Here is a 14,668-nt window from a genome sequence, read left to right as displayed (position 1 = left end):
CAGTACCTTCAGCGGTGAGAACCGGCCGGTTGGGCGGCCTCACCCTCGCGTGTGCTGCGTTGAAGCACCACGGCGCAGGCGGCCAGCACCGGCGGCACCGCGAAGCACCAGACGTTCACCCGGTTGTAGATGAGCGCGGCGGCGGCGCAGCCCGCGGCGAACACGGCCACGCTGCTCGCCATGCGCCGCAACCGGGCGCGCGCAACGGTTGCCTCTTCCGGAGGCAGGCCACGCAGCAGATCGGCGATATCGATCATCACCTGCGTGGTCGTTCCGGTCATGAGCGTGGTCGGCGGGGCGCTGCCCAGATGCAGCCGGTGCACGGCATTCTGGATTGCCATGGCCGAAACCAACGCCATGCCCGTGAGCATCGCGAGGCCGCTGTCGCTGTCCTTGAAGGGCCCATACCCGATGGCGAAGGCAGCGCCGGCCGCCAGCAGCAGCATCTTGAGCACCAGCATCGTGCGCAGCACCGGCAGGCCGACGGCGGGCAGCCCCTGGCCGAGCCATCGCGCGAGGATCACCACGGAGCAGAACACCGGCAATGCGACCAGCTTGGTCAACGCGCCCGAGGTGCCATGCACCAGCGCCGCGCCGATGGTCACGAAGTTGCCCGTGACATGGGCCGTGAACAGGCCCTGCAGCGCCAGGAAGCCGGCGGTGTCCACGAAGCCGCCGTTGAGGCTCATGAGCAAGGGGAGAGAGGGTTTCATGGGGTGACCTTCACGCGCAGAGGAATGGGATAGGAATGCCGCGCCCATGGTGCGCGATCCCGCGCCTGCCGTCTTGTCGGCTTGGCGGCTGCTTTGCACATTCGTGCGCACCCCCGGAGTTCAAGGGGGGCGACTCTTGTTCAAGACATGCGCGCGTCGGCGCGGTACACATCCCGCCGAGACATCACGCAGCAAGAATTTCATGACCCAACCCCACAGCAGGCCACCCACCTTGACCACGACGAGCGGCGCACCCGTCGCGGACAGCCAGAATTCGATCACTGCGGGCCCGCGCGGGCCGATCCTGCGGCAGGACTACCAGATGAGCGAGAAGCTGGCCTACATGGCGCGCGAGCGCATTCCGGAACGGGTGTTGCATGCCAAGGGCGCGGCCGCCTTCGGCACACTGCGAATCACGGGCGACATCTCGCGCCACACGCGTGCACGGGTGCTCCAGCCGGGGCAATGCACGCCAGTGCTGGTCCGGTTCTCGGTGCTGACAGGCGAGCAGGGCTGCGCCGACGCGGAGCGCGACCTGCGCGGTTTCGCCCTCAAGGCATACACAGAAGAAGGCAACTGGGACCTGGTCGGCAGCCACCTGCCGGTCGCCTGTATCCGCGATCCGCAGAAATTTCCCGACCTGGTACGGGCCCTGAAGCGGCATCCGGTCAGGCACCTGCGCTCGCCCACGGCGATCTGGGACTTCTGGTCGCTGTCGCCCGAGAGCCTGCACCAGATCGTGATGCTGTTCTCCGACCGGGGCCTGCCGGCAGGCTTTCGCCACATGCACGGCTACGGTGCGCATGCTTTCGGGCTGGTCAACGCGGCCAATGAACGGGTGTGGGTCAAGTTCCATCTCCGGACGCTACAGGGCATTCGCTGCCTGACAAACGCGCAGGCCCGCGAGGTGATCGCCGACGACCGCGAAAGCGCGCAGCGCGATCTGTTCGATTGCATCGAACGGGGCGAGCTCCCGCGCTGGTCGCTGCAGATTCAGGTGATGAGCGAGGCGCAGGCGGCGCAGCTGCCGTTCAACCCCTTCGACGCGACCAAGGTCTGGCCGCAGCGGGAGTTTCCGCTCGTCGAGGTCGGCACTCTCGAGCTCGACGCCAATCCGGACAACTACTTCGCGCAGGTGGAGCAAGCCACCTTCAATCCCGCCAACATCGTGCCCGGCATCTGCTTCTCGCCCGACAAGCTGCTGCAGGGGCGACTGCTGGCCTATGCCGACGCGCAGCGCTACCGCGTGGGTACGCATCACGAGGCCTTGCCGGTGAATCGGCCGCGGTCGCCGGTGCATACCTATCATGCGGACGGCGCAATGCGGCTGGATGTTCCGGCTCGGACCGATGCCTACTACGAGCCGAACTCGTTCGGCGGACCGCGCCCCGACCGCACGCTTGCCGAGCCGCCGCTGCCCCTGGAGGGCGACGCCATGCGCTTCGACGATCGCCAGGGGCTCGGGGACCATGCGCAGGCGGCGGTCTTGTACCGCAGCATGGACGGTGGCCACAGGCAGCGGCTCTACGAGAACATCGCGAGATCGATGGCCGGCGTGCCCGAGGCCATTCAGCGGCGCCAGATCGCGCATTTCCGGCTTGTCGACAACTCGCTGGGCCAGGGCGTGGCAGACCGGCTCGGCCTTTAGCCGGGTGCGCCCGGCCTAGCTCCCGATCCGCATCCTGCGCCGCCAAATGCCTGGCGGGGCGCCGGAATGCTGAGCGAAGACGCGGGTGAAGTGGCTTTGATCGGCAAAACCGCAAGCCGCCGCGACGTCCGCCAGCGGCATGTCGAAGTCCGTGAGAAGTGCGCGAGCATGCTCCAGCCGCTGTGCGATCAACCATTGATGGGGCGTGTACCCGGTGGTCTCGCGGAAGGCGTGAATGAAATAGCTGCGTGACAGGCCGCAGGCGTCGGCAATCTCGGTGATCGAGATGCTGCCTTCGATCTTGCTGCGCAACATTTCCTTTGCGCGTGCCTCGTGCGAGCGCGACAGGAGCCGGTTGGTTCTGGGTGCCGCCGCCGCTGCGCCGCCGTAGGTTTCGACGAGATAGCTCGTCATGGCCACGCTCAACTGGTCGACGAACAGCATGCTCGCGCTGGCGGGGTGCTCGAGCGCCGGCGTCAGCGCACACGCAAGATTGAGAAGCACCTCGTCCCGGACACCCGCCACGTAGGCGAGGCTGCCGACGCGCTTGCCCTCCTTTTCCTCGATGGCGCGCTCGAGGCTGGCGGGCGATATCTCGAGCAGCACGAAGTCGAATGGGCGCCGGATGTCCGCGCGATAGCGATCCGAGAAGCTTCGAATGTAGATCGACCCCTTGTCGAAATCGTGGCACGAGGCGCGGTGCCCGTCGAGAATGCGCCGGCTGTGACCGTCGCGCATCGAGATGCCAAGCAGCACACCGCGGGCGCTGGCCTCCGTTTGCACGTGGTGGAGTTGGTGCATGTCCATTGTCTTGCGATGGATATCGACCCCGTTCGCACGGAGGCCCTGGTCTCTTCGCAGATGGCTGGACATGCACCCCAGCGTGTCCTTTGGGGCGGAATCGGGCTGCCGCGACGCAGGAGCTTCCTGGGCCGCCGGGGGCATGTTCCTGCTTTTTGCGGAATGGTCGCTTTCGGCATGCATGGGCGGACAGGTGTGGAACGGGAGTTGGCGAACGTCCATTTGCGGCTTTCGCAATGATTGCCGATAGAAAGTTTGAACGCTTTCTTGAATATTTGCACGGAGTCGATCGCGATGGCAGGAGGCCTTGGCCGCCTCCTGCGGTTCGGCCCCCGCGATCTCAGCTCTTGAAGAATGCGAGCAGATCGGGGTTGATCAGGTCGGCATGGGTTGCGCACATGCCGTGCGGCAGCCCAGGGTAGACCTTCAAGGTGGCATTCTTGATGATCTTCGCGGTCAACTGGCTCGAGATCCCGATCGGCACGACCTGGTCGTCGTCACCGTGCATCACCAGCGTCGGCACGTCCATCTTCTTCAGGTCCTCGGTGAAGTCGGTTTCCGAGAACGCCTTGATACCGTCGTAGTGGGCCTGCACGGAGCCCATCATGCCCTGTTGCCACCAGTGCTCACGAATGCCTTCCGAAATCTTCGCACCGGGACGGTTGAAGCCGTAGAACGGCAGCGTGAAGTCCTTGAAGAACTGCGGCCTGTTGCTGGCGACCGCCGCACGAATGCCATCCAGCACCTCGATGGGCACGCCATTGGGATTGGCTGCGGTCTTGACCATCAGCGGGGGCACCGAGCTGATGAGCACGGCTTTGGCTACCCGCTTGCTGCCGTGCCGGCTGATGTAGCGTGCGACTTCGCCGCCGCCGGTCGAGTGGCCAACGTGGATTGCCTTGCGCAGATCGAGCGCTTCCGTCAGCGCCGCCAGGTCGTCGGCATAGTGATCCATGTCGTGGCCGGTCGAGCCCTGGCTCGAGCGCCCGTGCCCGCGACGGTCGTGCGCGATGACCCGATATCCCTGGCGCAGGAAGAACAGCATCTGGCCGTCCCAGTCGTCCGCGCTCAGCGGCCAGCCGTGCGAGAAGACAACGGGTTGCCCGCTGCCCCAGTCCTTGTAGTAGATCTGCGTGCCGTCCCTGGTGGTGATGGTGCTCATGGTTTTCGTTCCTTTCTTGGGTGGTGTTGGATGCGTCGCACGAGCGCCGCTGGGGAGTGGGTCGGCGGCGCTTGCCACGAACGGCATCCCGGCAGCGGCGACCATGCCGGCCCCGGTGACGAGCAGTTGCCGCCGGGAAGGGAGGGGAGGGAGGGTGTCGGAGGGGTCTGATTCAAGTGCCATGGTCAAGGGGTGATTGGAATGGTCTGGAGGCCGCAGACGAGCCTACGCATCACCGGTTGAACTGGCTTGCACGATTTAACACTCCGTTGTCTGTTTGTGCGGAGGGCGGCGGTCAGCCACGTGCGAAGATCCGGCCGACGGCGCACCGCCACAGAAGCGCTACATTGCATGCGCCATGGACCGCCTCGAAAACATTGAGACCTTCGTACGGGTCGCGCAGACCCAGAGCTTCGCCGAGGCCGCACGCCAGCTGCGGATCTCGAAGTCCGTGGTGACCAGCCGCGTGAAGCAGCTGGAAGACCACGTCGGCGCGCCGCTGTTCCACCGCAGCACGCGCGTGGTGCGGCTCAGCGACGTCGGGCAGGCCTTCCTGCGCGACTGCGTCGAGCTGGTCGGGCGGGCCAACGACATCCTGGACCAGATGCGAGACGCCAAGGACGGGCCCACCGGCACCTTGCGCGTGCATGCGCTCACCGGCTTCGTGCTCGGGCATTTCGCCACGCTGCTGCGGACCTTTCAGTCGAGCTTTCCCGACATCCACCTCGAACTCATCGTGAGCGACGCGGTGGTCGATCCGGTGAAGGCGGGGGTGGACTGCGCGCTGCAGATCTTTCCGGCGGCGTCGACCGAGCTGGTGTCGCGGCCGCTGTTTCCGGTGCGCCGGGTGTTCTGCGCCACGCCCGACTACCTGCGCGCGCACGGCCGGCCCGCGAGCCCGCGCGAGCTGCACAAGCACACGCTCGGCCTGTACTCGGGCTACCCGACGCGCGACCGCTGGACCTTCCACCACGGCGGCGAGCAGGTGACGATGTACATGAGCGCCGCACTGCTCACCAACAGCGTCCACCTGCTGCGGGAATACGCCATGGAGCATGCCGGCATCGTCTGCCTGCCGACGCTGGTGGCTGGCGAAGCGATCCTGCGCGGCGAGCTGGAGGTGGTGCTGCCGGCGCACCAGCTGTCGTCGTTCTCGCTCAGCGCGGTCTATGCGGGCACGTCGCGCAATGCGTTCAAGCTGCGGCTCTTCATCGAGCACCTGACCCACGCCTTCTCCAAGGTGCCGCCGTGGGACGCGGCCATGATCGAACGGGGCCTGCTGCCGCCCAGCCTGATCTGGGACGCCTGAGGCGAACGCAGTCCGTTCCAGGGGTAAACCCTGCGCATTGAACGGATTTGCCGAACAATGCGGCCCGCGTTTCGGGTCTACCGCCGTCGCCGCGCGTTTCCTACAGTGCGTACATCGCAGCGCCACGCTGCATCGTCCAGCACCTCAGGAGACATCCATGACCGTTGCCTACCAGACCCGCTTCGGGTCGCTCAAGCACTACGAAAAGGGCCACGTCGAGCCGATCGACGACGACGTGCGCCACTACGCGTTCTCCAACTGCTTCGAGATCGCCAGCATCAGCCGGCCGTACGAGAAGGTCGTGTTCGGCCAGAACCAGATCTACGTGCTCGAGACCCTGCGCGCCGAGGGCACCTCGCCCTGGTACACCTGTGCGCACGACGAGTTCGCGCTGGTGATGGACGGCGATGTCGAGGTGCACCTCGTGCAGCTCGACGCGAGCCAGACGGTCGCCGACAAGGAGAAGAACGGCGCGGTGCTCGTGAAGGGCGAGCCCCAGGGCAGGAAGATGGGCTGGATGAAGCTCTCGCGCGGCCACCAGGGCCTGCTGCCGAAGAACACCGCCTACCAGTTCCGCAGCGCCGGCGATCCGGGCGTGATCGTCTTGCAGAGCTGCAAGGGCGAGCTCTCGGTAGAGAAGTGGACCGAGATTTGCCAGGCCCATTGAAGCCAACGCCGAACCAACCGCACCAGGAGCCACACACCATGAACGCACCCGCTGAACTCGCCAAGGTGATCGCGTCCCAGCCCGACGCCACGCTCGGCTACAAGGATTTCTCGCTCGGCAGCTTCAGCTTCCGCCGCGACGAGTATTTCGTGCACATCGGCTGGAAGACCCGCGACGGTCGCCCGATGAGCCACACCATGGACGCCGGCAGCTACCTGCGCGCATTGATGCGCGACGTGGCCTGGGGCTTTTTCTACGGCTGGGTCAATTTCGACGATGTATTCGGCACCGTCAACCACTACGAGTCGGTCGACCTCTACGCCGGGAGCTTCAACGGCACGATGAAGGACGCGGGCATCGACCTGCTCGAGAACTTTCCGACCGCGCAGATCCGCGCCACCTTCGAGGCCATGCTCGACGACTGGACCAACGAGGCCTTCGACCCCTTTGCGGCGCCGCAGGAGACCGGCTCGCCCTACGGCCGCAAGAAGGGCAACAACACCGCCAAGATCACGAGGGCGCGCGAACTGGCCAAGCGCTGCGTGGGCCTGAAGGGCGACCTCGACCTGCGCAGCGACGAGCGCGGCGCACCGGTCAATCGTGCCTTCGCCGACGTGCCGCAGGCGCAGCCCGAGCTGCACCCCGAGCCCGGCTTCGAGAACGAGGTGCACGCCTTCAACCTCTTCGGCTTCCTGAGCCGCTCGCAGGTCACGTGGAACCCGAGCTTCACCTCGGTGGTGAAGCACAGCTACATGTGCCCGACGACCGAGGAGCACATCCTGCCGATCATCCACGGCAACGACCGCGTCGAGTGGTTCTTCCAGATGACCGACGAGATCCACTGGGATTGCGGCGACAAGAACACCGGCAGGCCCATGGCCCGCGTGATCATGAAGGCCGGCGACATGGCCGCCATGCCCGCCTACTGCCGCCACCAGGGTTTCAGCCCGAAGCGCTCGATGCTGCTGGTGTGGGAGAACGGCTCGCCGAGCCTGGTGTACGAGATCCAGAAGGGCGAGAGCCCGGAGATCCCGGTCGAGTTCTGAATGGCCCCCTCTCCCGCGTGCGGGAGAGGGCTGGGGTGAGGGTGGCGTCCGTGCCGCCGCCGCCCCTCACCCCCACCCTCTCCCCAAGGGGCGAGGGAGAAATGCAAAGACATGAAGCCCAATGACATTGCCGCTGCGGTAGGCCTGCGTACGCCCATCCGCCACCAGCTCTTCATCGACGGCCGCTTCGTCGACGCCGAATCCGGCGAGACCCTGGCCACGCTCAATCCGCACGACAACACGCCCATCGCCCATGTCGCGCTCGCAGGCAAGGCCGACGTCGACAAGGCCGTCGCTGCCGCGAAGCGTGCGTTCCCGGCGTGGAGCCGCATGGCTGCCGCCGACCGCGGCCGCATCCTGCTCAGGCTCGCCGACCTGATCGAGGCCAACGGCGAAGAACTCGCGCGGCTCGAGTCGCTCGACACCGGCCACCCGATCCGCGATTCGCGCCGGCTCGACGTGCCGCGCACGGCGGCGTGCTTCCGCTACTTCGGCGGCATGGCCGACAAGTTCCAGGGCGAGACCATTCCGGTGGAGGAGGGCTTCCTCAACTACACGCTGCGCGAACCGGTCGGCATTGTCGGGCAGGTGGTGCCGTGGAACTTTCCGCTGATGTTCACGAGCTGGAAGATGGCGCCCGCGCTCGCGGCCGGCAACTGCATCGTGATGAAGCCGGCCGAGATCACGCCGCTCACCTCGCTGCGCATCGCCGAGCTGATGGCCGAGGCTGGCTTGCCACCGGGCGTGGTCAACATGCTGCCGGGCCTGGGCAGCGTCGCGGGCCAGTACATCGCCGAGCATCCGGAGATCGCCAAGATTGCTTTCACCGGCAGCACGGCGACAGGCCGGCGCATCGTGCAGGCCAGTGCGGGCAATCTGAAAAAAGTGCAGCTCGAACTCGGCGGCAAGGGACCCAACATCGTGTTCGAGGATGCGAACCTGCAGGCCGCCGTGAACGGCAGCGCCTGGGCCATCTTCCACAACCAGGGGCAGGCCTGCATCGCGGGCTCGCGGCTGATGCTGCACGAGAAGATCGCCGATGCCTTCCTCGAGCAGTTCATCGCGCTCGCGCAGTCCATCCGCCTGGGCAATCCGCTCGACGAGAACACCGAGATGGGCCCGCTCACAAGCGTCCAGCATCGCGACCGCGTGCTGAGCTACGTCGAGGTTGCGCAAGGGCAGGGCGGCGAGGTACTGGCAGGCGGAAAGTCGCCCGGCGGCGATCTCGCACAGGGCTGCTACGTGGCGCCGACCGTGGTGCGTGCGAAGTCGTACAAGGACCGCGTGGCACAGGAAGAAGTGTTCGGCCCCTTCGTCACCGTGCTCACCTTCAAGACCGACGAGGAGGCGATGCAGATCGCCAACGGCACCGACTACGGCCTGGGCAGCGGCCTGTGGACCCGCGACCTGCAGCGCGCCCACAAGGTGGCGCGCGATCTGCACGCCGGCATGGTCTGGATCAACAGCTACAAGCGCGTGAACCCCGGCTCGCCCTTCGGCGGCGTGGGCCAGAGCGGCTACGGCCGCGAGATGGGCTTCGACGCGATGCGCGAGTACACGCAGGTCAAGAGCGTGTGGGTCAACGTCGACGCGCAGATTCCGCCGCACTTCGTGCGCTGACTTCTTTCCTTTCAATTCACCGGGCGCACACGATGTCCTTTCCGATCCTTTCCCGGGCGCTGGCCGCCTGCATGCTGCTGCTGGGCGTCGCCGTCCAGGCCCAGCCCCAGGCCTGGCCCGCCAAGCCCGTGCGGCTGGTCGTCGGCTTCCCGCCGGGCGGCATCGTCGACACCGTCGCGCGCCAGCTGCAGCCGCGCCTGCAGGCCGCGCTCGGCCAGACCGTGATCGTCGACAACCGCAGCGGCGCCGGCGGCACGCTGGCGGCGGCCGAGGTGGCGCGCGCGGCACCCGACGGCCACACGCTGCTGATGGTGTTCGACAGCTACGCCACCTATCCGCTGGTCTATCCGAAGCTGAGCTTCGACATCGCGAAGGACCTGCAGCCCGTGACCCAGGTCGCGAGCAACCCGCTGGTGCTGGTGGTCAACCCGAAGGTCCAGGCCAAGGATTTCCAGCGCTTCATCGGGCTGCTCAAGGCGCAGCCGGGCGGCCTCAACTACGCAAGCGTCGGCCCGGGGTCGAGCAACCATCTCACGGCCGAATACTTCAAGGCCGTGAGCGGCACTTTCGTCACGCACATTCCCTACCGCGGCGGCGGCCCGGCCCAGCAGGACCTGCTGGGCGGACAGGTCGAGATGATGTTCCTTTCGGCCGTGCTCGCCCAGCCGCACGTCAACGCCGGCCGGCTGCGCGCCCTGGCGCAGACCGGCGCGCAGCGCGCGTCCGCCTATGCCGAGGTGCCGACCGTGGCCGAGAGCGGCTACCCGGGCTTCGAGGTGAACTCCTGGGTCGGCCTGCTCGCCCCGGCCGGTACGCCGCGCGCCGTGGTCGACCGGCTGCAGGCCGAGGTGCGCAAGGCGGTGACCGAGCCCGCATTCCAGCAGCGGCTGCGCGAACGGGGCCTGACGGGCATCGCCAACACGCCCGAGCAGTTCGCCGCCGTGCTGCGCACCGAGCAGGACAAGTGGGCCCGCCTGGTGCGCGAACGTCGCCTGAGCCTGGAATAGACGGACGGCAGGAACGCGCCATGCACGACTTCATCCACACCACCCATCCGCAGCGCGTGGTGTTCGGCGCCGGTTCGCTGCGCCACCTGGCGCGCGAGATCGATGCGCTGGGCGCAAAAAGGGCGCTGTTGCTCTGCACGCCCGAGCAGCGGCCGCAGGCCGAGCGCGTGGCGGCCTCGCTCGGCGCGCAGGCGGCCGGCCTGTTCGACCGCGCCGTGATGCATGTGCCCATCGAGACCGCGCGCGAGGCACGCGAGCTGGCGCGCCGGGTCGGCGCCGACTGCGCCGTGGCGCTCGGCGGCGGCTCTACCACCGGGCTGGGCAAGGCCATCGCGCTGGAATCGGGGCTGCCGATCGTCGCCATTCCCACCACCTACGCGGGCAGCGAGATGACGCCGATCTACGGCCTCACCGAGAACGGCCTGAAGAAGACCGGCAAGGACCCGCGCGTGCTGCCGCGCACCGTGATCTACGACCCCGAGCTGTCGCGCACGCTGCCCGTGGGCCTGAGCGTGACCAGCGGCATCAACGCCATCGCGCATGCGGCCGAAGGCCTGTACGCGCAGGACAGCAATCCGGTGATGGACCTGATGGCCGAGGAGGGCATTGCCGCGCTCGCACGCGCGTTGCCCGCCATCCGTGCGCAGCCCGACGACCTGGCGGCGCGCTCGGACGCGCTCTACGGCGCGTGGCTGTGCGGCAGCGTGCTCGGCGCGGTGGGCATGGCCCTGCACCACAAGCTGTGCCACACGCTGGGCGGCAGCTTCAACCTGCCGCACGCCGAAGTGCACACGGTGGTGCTGCCGCACGCGCTCGCATTCAACGCGCCGGCCGCGCCGCGTGCCATGGCACGCATCGCGCGCGCGCTCGGCGGCGCGTCGGCACCGGCGGCTGTCCATGCGCTGGCGCGCGACAACGGCGCGCCGGTGGCACTCAAGGACATCGGCATGCGTGCCGCCGACCTCGACCGCGCGGCCGACATCGCCGTCGCCAACCCGTACTGGAACCCGCGGCCCTTCGGCCCGGCCGAACGCGACGCGATCCGCGCACTGCTGCAGCGCGCCTTCGACGGCGAGCCGCCGGGCTAGCCGCGAAGCGCACACAGGCAGGCTCAGACACAGACGACCAACGAAGGAGACAACCATGACATTCAACCGCAGACAGTTCACGCAGGCCGCGGCTGCGCTCGCCGCCACGGGCGCCACGCCGCTGGTGTTCGCCGCCGACACGCTGAAGATCGGCTACGTGTCGCCCCAGACCGGGCCGCTCGCGCCCTTCGGCGAGGCCGACAAGTGGGTGATCGAGCAGATGAAGGCCGCCTTCAAGGACGGCCTCACCGTGGGCGGCAGGAAATACGCCGTGCAGATCGTGCTCAAGGACAGCCAGTCGAACCCCAACCGCGCGGGCGAGGTCGCCAATGACCTGATCCTGAAGGACAAGGTCGCGCTCGTGCTCACCGCCGGCACGCCCGAGACCGCCAACCCGGTCAGCGATGCCTGCGAACTCAACGAGGTGCCGTGCATCTCCAGCGTGGTGCCGTGGCAGCCCTGGTTCTTCGGCCGCAAGGGCGATCCCGCGAAGGGCTTCAACTGGACCTATCACCTGTTCTGGGGGCTCGAGGACGTCATCGCCAACTTCACCAACGGCTGGAAGACCGTGGCCACCAACAAGAAGGTCGGCGGCCTGTTTCCCAACGACGGCGACGGCAATGCCTGGGGCGACAAGGAGCTGGGCTTTCCGAAGCCGCTCGCGCAGATGGGCTTCACGCTCACCGACCCCGGCCGCTTCCAGAACGGCACGCAGGACTTCAGCGCGCAGATCGCGGCCTTCAAGCGCGACAACGTCGAGATCGTCACCGGCGTGGTGATCCCGCCCGATGCCAAGACCTTCCTCACGCAGGCGCGGCAGCAGGGCTTCCGGCCCAAGGTGATCACGCTCGGCAAGGCCCTGCTGTTCCCGGGCGCCATCGAGGCGCTGGGCGAGCTGGGCGACGGCCTCTCCACCGAGGTGTGGTGGAGCCCGTCGCATCCGTTCACCTCCAGCCTCACGCAGCAAAGCGCCAAGGCGCTGGCCGAGGCCTACGAGGCCGGCACGAAGAAGCAGTGGACCCAGCCCATCGGCTTCGCGCATGCGCTGTTCGAGGTGGCGGCGAACGCGCTGTCGCGTTCGAAGTCGCTGAAGGCCGGCGACGTGCGCGACGCCGTGGCCGCGACATCGATCGACTCCGTGGTCGGCCCCGTGAAATGGGGCGGGCAAGGCCCGTTCAAGAACGTCAGCAAGACGCCGCTGGTGCTCGGCCAGTGGGGCAAGGGCACGCAGCGCAAGGTGGAGCTGACCCTGGTGAACAACGAGGCCGCCAGGACGATCCCGACCAGCGGCACGCTGCGCCTGCTCCGGCCGCTGCCATGACGCTGCTGGCATTGCACGGCGTGAGCAAGTCCTTCGGGGCGCTCAAGGTCACCGACGGCATCACGCTGGCGGTGGCCGAGGGCGAGACGCTGGGCATTCTCGGCCCCAACGGCGCGGGCAAGACCACGCTGTTCAACCTGATCTCGGGCGATGCGCGCGTCGACGCCGGCCGCGTGGAATACGCGGGCCGCGACGTGACGCGGCTGCGCCCGCACCAGCGCTGCCGCGCCGGCATCGGCCGCAGCTACCAGGTGCCGCAACCCTTCGGGAACATGAGCGTGTTCGAGAACCTCGTGACCGCCGCCTGCTTCGGCGGGCAGCAGGCCGAGCGCGAGGCGTGGCAGACGGCGCACGAGGTGCTGGGCCAGACCGGGCTCGCGGCGCACGCCAACAAGCCGGCCGGCGGCCTCACGCTGCTCGACCGCAAGCGGCTCGAGCTGGCGCGCGCGCTCGCGACGAACCCGCGCCTGCTGCTGCTCGACGAGATCGCGGGCGGGCTCACCGAGCCCGAGGCCGCGGTGCTGGTGGCGGAGCTGAAACGCATCAAGGCGCGCGGCGTGACCATGATCTGGATCGAGCACGTGGTGCATGCGCTGCTGTCGCTGGCCGACCGGCTGTTCGTCATCAACTTCGGGCAGCAGCTCGCGCAAGGCGCGCCGCGCGCCGTGATGAACGACCCCGAGGTGCGGCGCGTGTACATGGGGATCGAGGCATGACCGCGCTGCTCGACACCCACGGCCTGCAGGCCTTCTATGGCGACGCGCAGGCGCTGTTCGGCATCGACTTCACGCTGGCCGCCGGCGAGCTGGTGGCGATCATCGGTGCCAACGGCGCGGGCAAGTCCACCTTCCTCAAGAGCCTCACGGGGCTGCTGCGCGCGCCGCGCGAGGCGATCCGCTTCAAGGGCGAGGCGATCGGCGGCCTGCCGCCCGGCGAGATCGTGCGGCGCGGCCTGGCGATGGTGCCGGAAGGCCGGCGCCTGTTTCCGAGCCTCGACGTCGAGGAGAACCTGCTGATGGGCGCCACGCCGCGCCGCGCGGGGCCGTGGAACCTGCGGCGCCTGTACGAGCTGTTTCCCATCCTCGCCGAGAAGCGGCGCCAGCCGGCCACCTCGCTGTCGGGCGGGCAGCAGCAGATGGTGGCGCTCGGCCGCGCGCTCATGAGCAACCCTGAGGTGCTGCTGTGCGACGAGCTGTCGCTCGGCCTCGCACCGATCGTCATCCGCGAGATCTATGCGGCCATGCCGGCCATCACGGGGGAGGGCATGACGGTCGTGATCGTGGAGCAGGACGTGCGCATGGCGCGGCAGGTGTCGCAGCGCGTCTACTGCTTCCAGGACGGGCGCGTGTCGCTCACGGGGCGCTCGGACGAACTCACGCCAGAGCAGATCTCGCAGGCCTATTTCGGCATGGAGGACAGCCATGCTTGAAACCCTGCTCCAGGGCGTGCTGCTCGGCGGCCTCTACACCCTGTTCGCGCTCGGCCAGTCGCTGATGTTCGGCGTCATGCGGCTGACCAACACCGCGCAGGGCGACTTCATCATCCTGGGCGCCTTTGCGGTGATTGCCGGCGTCTCGATGACCGGCGCGGCCGTGCCTTGGGGCGTGGTGCTCGCGGTGCTGCCGCTGGCCTTCGGCTTCGGCTACCTGCTGCAGCGCCACGTGCTCAACGGCACGCTGGGCAAGGACCCGCTGCCTTCGCTGGTCGTGACCTTCGGCCTGTCGATCGTGATCCAGAACCTGCTGCTGGAGCTGTTCTCGGCCGATCCGCGCGCGATCGAAGTGGGTGCGCTGGCCACCGCATCGGTGCCGCTCGGCGATTCGCTGGCGCTGGGCGCGCTGCCGCTGGTGATCCTGGCCGTTGCGCTGGCGGCGACGGCCGCGATGCAGTGGATGTTCGCGCGCACGCCGCTGGGCCGGACCTTCCGCGCGGTTTCCGACGACCGCGAGATCGCCGAGCTGATGGGCCTCAGGGCAAAGCAGGTCTACGCGCTGGCCACGGGCATCGCCTTCGTGCTGATAGCGATCGCCGGCGCGCTGCAGGGCATGCGCACCACGGTGTCGCCGTCGGACGGCCCGCTGCTGCTGCTGTTCGCCTTCGAGGCCGTGATCATCGGCGGCATGGGCTCGTTCTGGGGCACGCTGGCCGGCGCCATGATCCTCGGGATCGCGCAGCAGGTGGGCTTTCGCATCGACCCGGGCTGGGGCATCTGGTTCGGCCATCTGGTGTTCCTCGCGGTGCTGGTGCTGCGGCCGCAGGGACTGTTTCCCAAGACACGTTGAGGAC

The 14,668-nt window shown here is 67.9% G+C and carries 14 protein-coding genes; 11 read left to right on the top strand and 3 right to left on the bottom strand.

Going from position 1 to position 14,668, the window contains the following annotated elements:
- Window positions 1-8: 8 nt before the first annotated feature.
- Window positions 9-713, bottom strand: coding sequence for a YoaK family protein (locus VAPA_RS32160; protein WP_021004436.1), 705 nt, complete (start codon window positions 711-713; stop codon window positions 9-11).
- A 202-nt stretch (window positions 714-915) separates the two neighbouring features.
- Between VAPA_RS32160 and VAPA_RS32155 the strand changes: the two genes are divergently transcribed.
- On the top strand, window positions 916-2,361 hold the full coding sequence (locus VAPA_RS32155; RefSeq protein ID WP_021004435.1) for a catalase: 1,446 nt from the start codon (window positions 916-918) through the stop codon (window positions 2,359-2,361).
- Between the two features lie 15 nt (window positions 2,362-2,376).
- On the opposite strand, the gene VAPA_RS32150 is transcribed toward VAPA_RS32155, so the two are convergent.
- Together VAPA_RS32150 and VAPA_RS32145 are read right to left on the bottom strand one after the other, a co-directional pair.
- Window positions 2,377-3,162 (bottom strand): helix-turn-helix transcriptional regulator, encoded by a 786-nt coding sequence (locus VAPA_RS32150; protein ID WP_230559068.1) that lies wholly within the window; start codon window positions 3,160-3,162, stop codon window positions 2,377-2,379.
- 340 nt (window positions 3,163-3,502) lie between these two features.
- On the bottom strand, window positions 3,503-4,507 hold the full coding sequence (locus VAPA_RS32145) for an alpha/beta fold hydrolase (RefSeq protein ID WP_080667044.1): 1,005 nt from the start codon (window positions 4,505-4,507) through the stop codon (window positions 3,503-3,505).
- 175 nt (window positions 4,508-4,682) lie between these two features.
- Here VAPA_RS32145 and VAPA_RS32140 point away from each other — a divergent pair, with 175 nt between their 5' ends.
- The 10 genes from VAPA_RS32140 (at window position 4,683) to VAPA_RS32095 (ending at window position 14,664) form a co-directional block, all read left to right on the top strand.
- The gene (locus VAPA_RS32140) at window positions 4,683-5,633 is read left to right on the top strand and encodes a LysR family transcriptional regulator (protein ID WP_021004432.1); all 951 of its coding nucleotides are present in this window, start codon (window positions 4,683-4,685) and stop codon (window positions 5,631-5,633) included.
- A 157-nt stretch (window positions 5,634-5,790) separates the two neighbouring features.
- Complete coding sequence (locus tag VAPA_RS32135; RefSeq protein ID WP_021004431.1) at window positions 5,791-6,300, top strand: cupin domain-containing protein; 510 nt, start codon at window positions 5,791-5,793, stop codon at window positions 6,298-6,300.
- 38 nt (window positions 6,301-6,338) lie between these two features.
- Window positions 6,339-7,346 carry a hypothetical protein gene (locus VAPA_RS32130; protein WP_021004430.1) on the top strand — a complete coding sequence of 336 codons (1,008 nt, stop codon included), beginning with the start codon at window positions 6,339-6,341 and terminating at the stop codon, window positions 7,344-7,346.
- A 156-nt stretch (window positions 7,347-7,502) separates the two neighbouring features.
- Entirely contained in the window at window positions 7,503-8,966 is a 1,464-nt protein-coding gene (locus VAPA_RS32125; RefSeq protein WP_041946907.1) for an aldehyde dehydrogenase family protein, read from the top strand.
- A 32-nt stretch (window positions 8,967-8,998) separates the two neighbouring features.
- Complete coding sequence (locus VAPA_RS32120) at window positions 8,999-9,973, top strand: tripartite tricarboxylate transporter substrate binding protein (RefSeq protein WP_021004428.1); 975 nt, start codon at window positions 8,999-9,001, stop codon at window positions 9,971-9,973.
- A 20-nt stretch (window positions 9,974-9,993) separates the two neighbouring features.
- Window positions 9,994-11,061, top strand: coding sequence for a maleylacetate reductase (locus tag VAPA_RS32115; protein ID WP_021004427.1), 1,068 nt, complete (start codon window positions 9,994-9,996; stop codon window positions 11,059-11,061).
- A 55-nt stretch (window positions 11,062-11,116) separates the two neighbouring features.
- Window positions 11,117-12,382, top strand: coding sequence for an ABC transporter substrate-binding protein (locus VAPA_RS32110; protein WP_021004426.1), 1,266 nt, complete (start codon window positions 11,117-11,119; stop codon window positions 12,380-12,382).
- Window positions 12,379-13,098: an ABC transporter ATP-binding protein gene (locus tag VAPA_RS32105; RefSeq protein WP_021004425.1), complete on the top strand. Its 720-nt coding sequence runs from the start codon at window positions 12,379-12,381 to the stop codon at window positions 13,096-13,098. The genes VAPA_RS32110 and VAPA_RS32105 overlap by 4 nt, the downstream gene beginning before the upstream one ends.
- Window positions 13,095-13,811, top strand: a complete 717-nt coding sequence (locus VAPA_RS32100; protein ID WP_021004424.1) for an ABC transporter ATP-binding protein — start codon at window positions 13,095-13,097, stop codon at window positions 13,809-13,811. The genes VAPA_RS32105 and VAPA_RS32100 overlap by 4 nt, the downstream gene beginning before the upstream one ends.
- Window positions 13,804-14,664, top strand: a complete 861-nt coding sequence (locus tag VAPA_RS32095) for a branched-chain amino acid ABC transporter permease (RefSeq protein ID WP_021004423.1) — start codon at window positions 13,804-13,806, stop codon at window positions 14,662-14,664. Before VAPA_RS32100 ends, VAPA_RS32095 begins: the two co-directional genes overlap by 8 nt.
- The last annotated feature ends 4 nt before the right edge of the window (window positions 14,665-14,668 follow it).

Source organism: Variovorax paradoxus B4, assembly GCF_000463015.1.
In the GTDB taxonomy this organism is placed as follows: Bacteria; Pseudomonadota; Gammaproteobacteria; order Burkholderiales; family Burkholderiaceae_C; genus Variovorax; species Variovorax paradoxus_E.
This window is presented reverse-complemented; position numbering and strand designations above follow the sequence as displayed.

Coding starts and splice junctions, on each gene's coding strand:
- VAPA_RS32160 (WP_021004436.1), bottom strand. CDS start 713: ATGAAACCCTCTCTCCCCTTGCTCATGAGCCTCAACGGCGGCTTCGTG.
- VAPA_RS32155 (WP_021004435.1), top strand. CDS start 916: ATGACCCAACCCCACAGCAGGCCACCCACCTTGACCACGACGAGCGGC.
- VAPA_RS32150 (WP_230559068.1), bottom strand. CDS start 3,162: ATGCACCAACTCCACCACGTGCAAACGGAGGCCAGCGCCCGCGGTGTG.
- VAPA_RS32145 (WP_080667044.1), bottom strand. CDS start 4,507: ATGGCACTTGAATCAGACCCCTCCGACACCCTCCCTCCCCTCCCTTCC.
- VAPA_RS32140 (WP_021004432.1), top strand. CDS start 4,683: ATGGACCGCCTCGAAAACATTGAGACCTTCGTACGGGTCGCGCAGACC.
- VAPA_RS32135 (WP_021004431.1), top strand. CDS start 5,791: ATGACCGTTGCCTACCAGACCCGCTTCGGGTCGCTCAAGCACTACGAA.
- VAPA_RS32130 (WP_021004430.1), top strand. CDS start 6,339: ATGAACGCACCCGCTGAACTCGCCAAGGTGATCGCGTCCCAGCCCGAC.
- VAPA_RS32120 (WP_021004428.1), top strand. CDS start 8,999: ATGTCCTTTCCGATCCTTTCCCGGGCGCTGGCCGCCTGCATGCTGCTG.
- VAPA_RS32115 (WP_021004427.1), top strand. CDS start 9,994: ATGCACGACTTCATCCACACCACCCATCCGCAGCGCGTGGTGTTCGGC.
- VAPA_RS32110 (WP_021004426.1), top strand. CDS start 11,117: ATGACATTCAACCGCAGACAGTTCACGCAGGCCGCGGCTGCGCTCGCC.
- VAPA_RS32105 (WP_021004425.1), top strand. CDS start 12,379: ATGACGCTGCTGGCATTGCACGGCGTGAGCAAGTCCTTCGGGGCGCTC.
- VAPA_RS32100 (WP_021004424.1), top strand. CDS start 13,095: ATGACCGCGCTGCTCGACACCCACGGCCTGCAGGCCTTCTATGGCGAC.
- VAPA_RS32095 (WP_021004423.1), top strand. CDS start 13,804: ATGCTTGAAACCCTGCTCCAGGGCGTGCTGCTCGGCGGCCTCTACACC.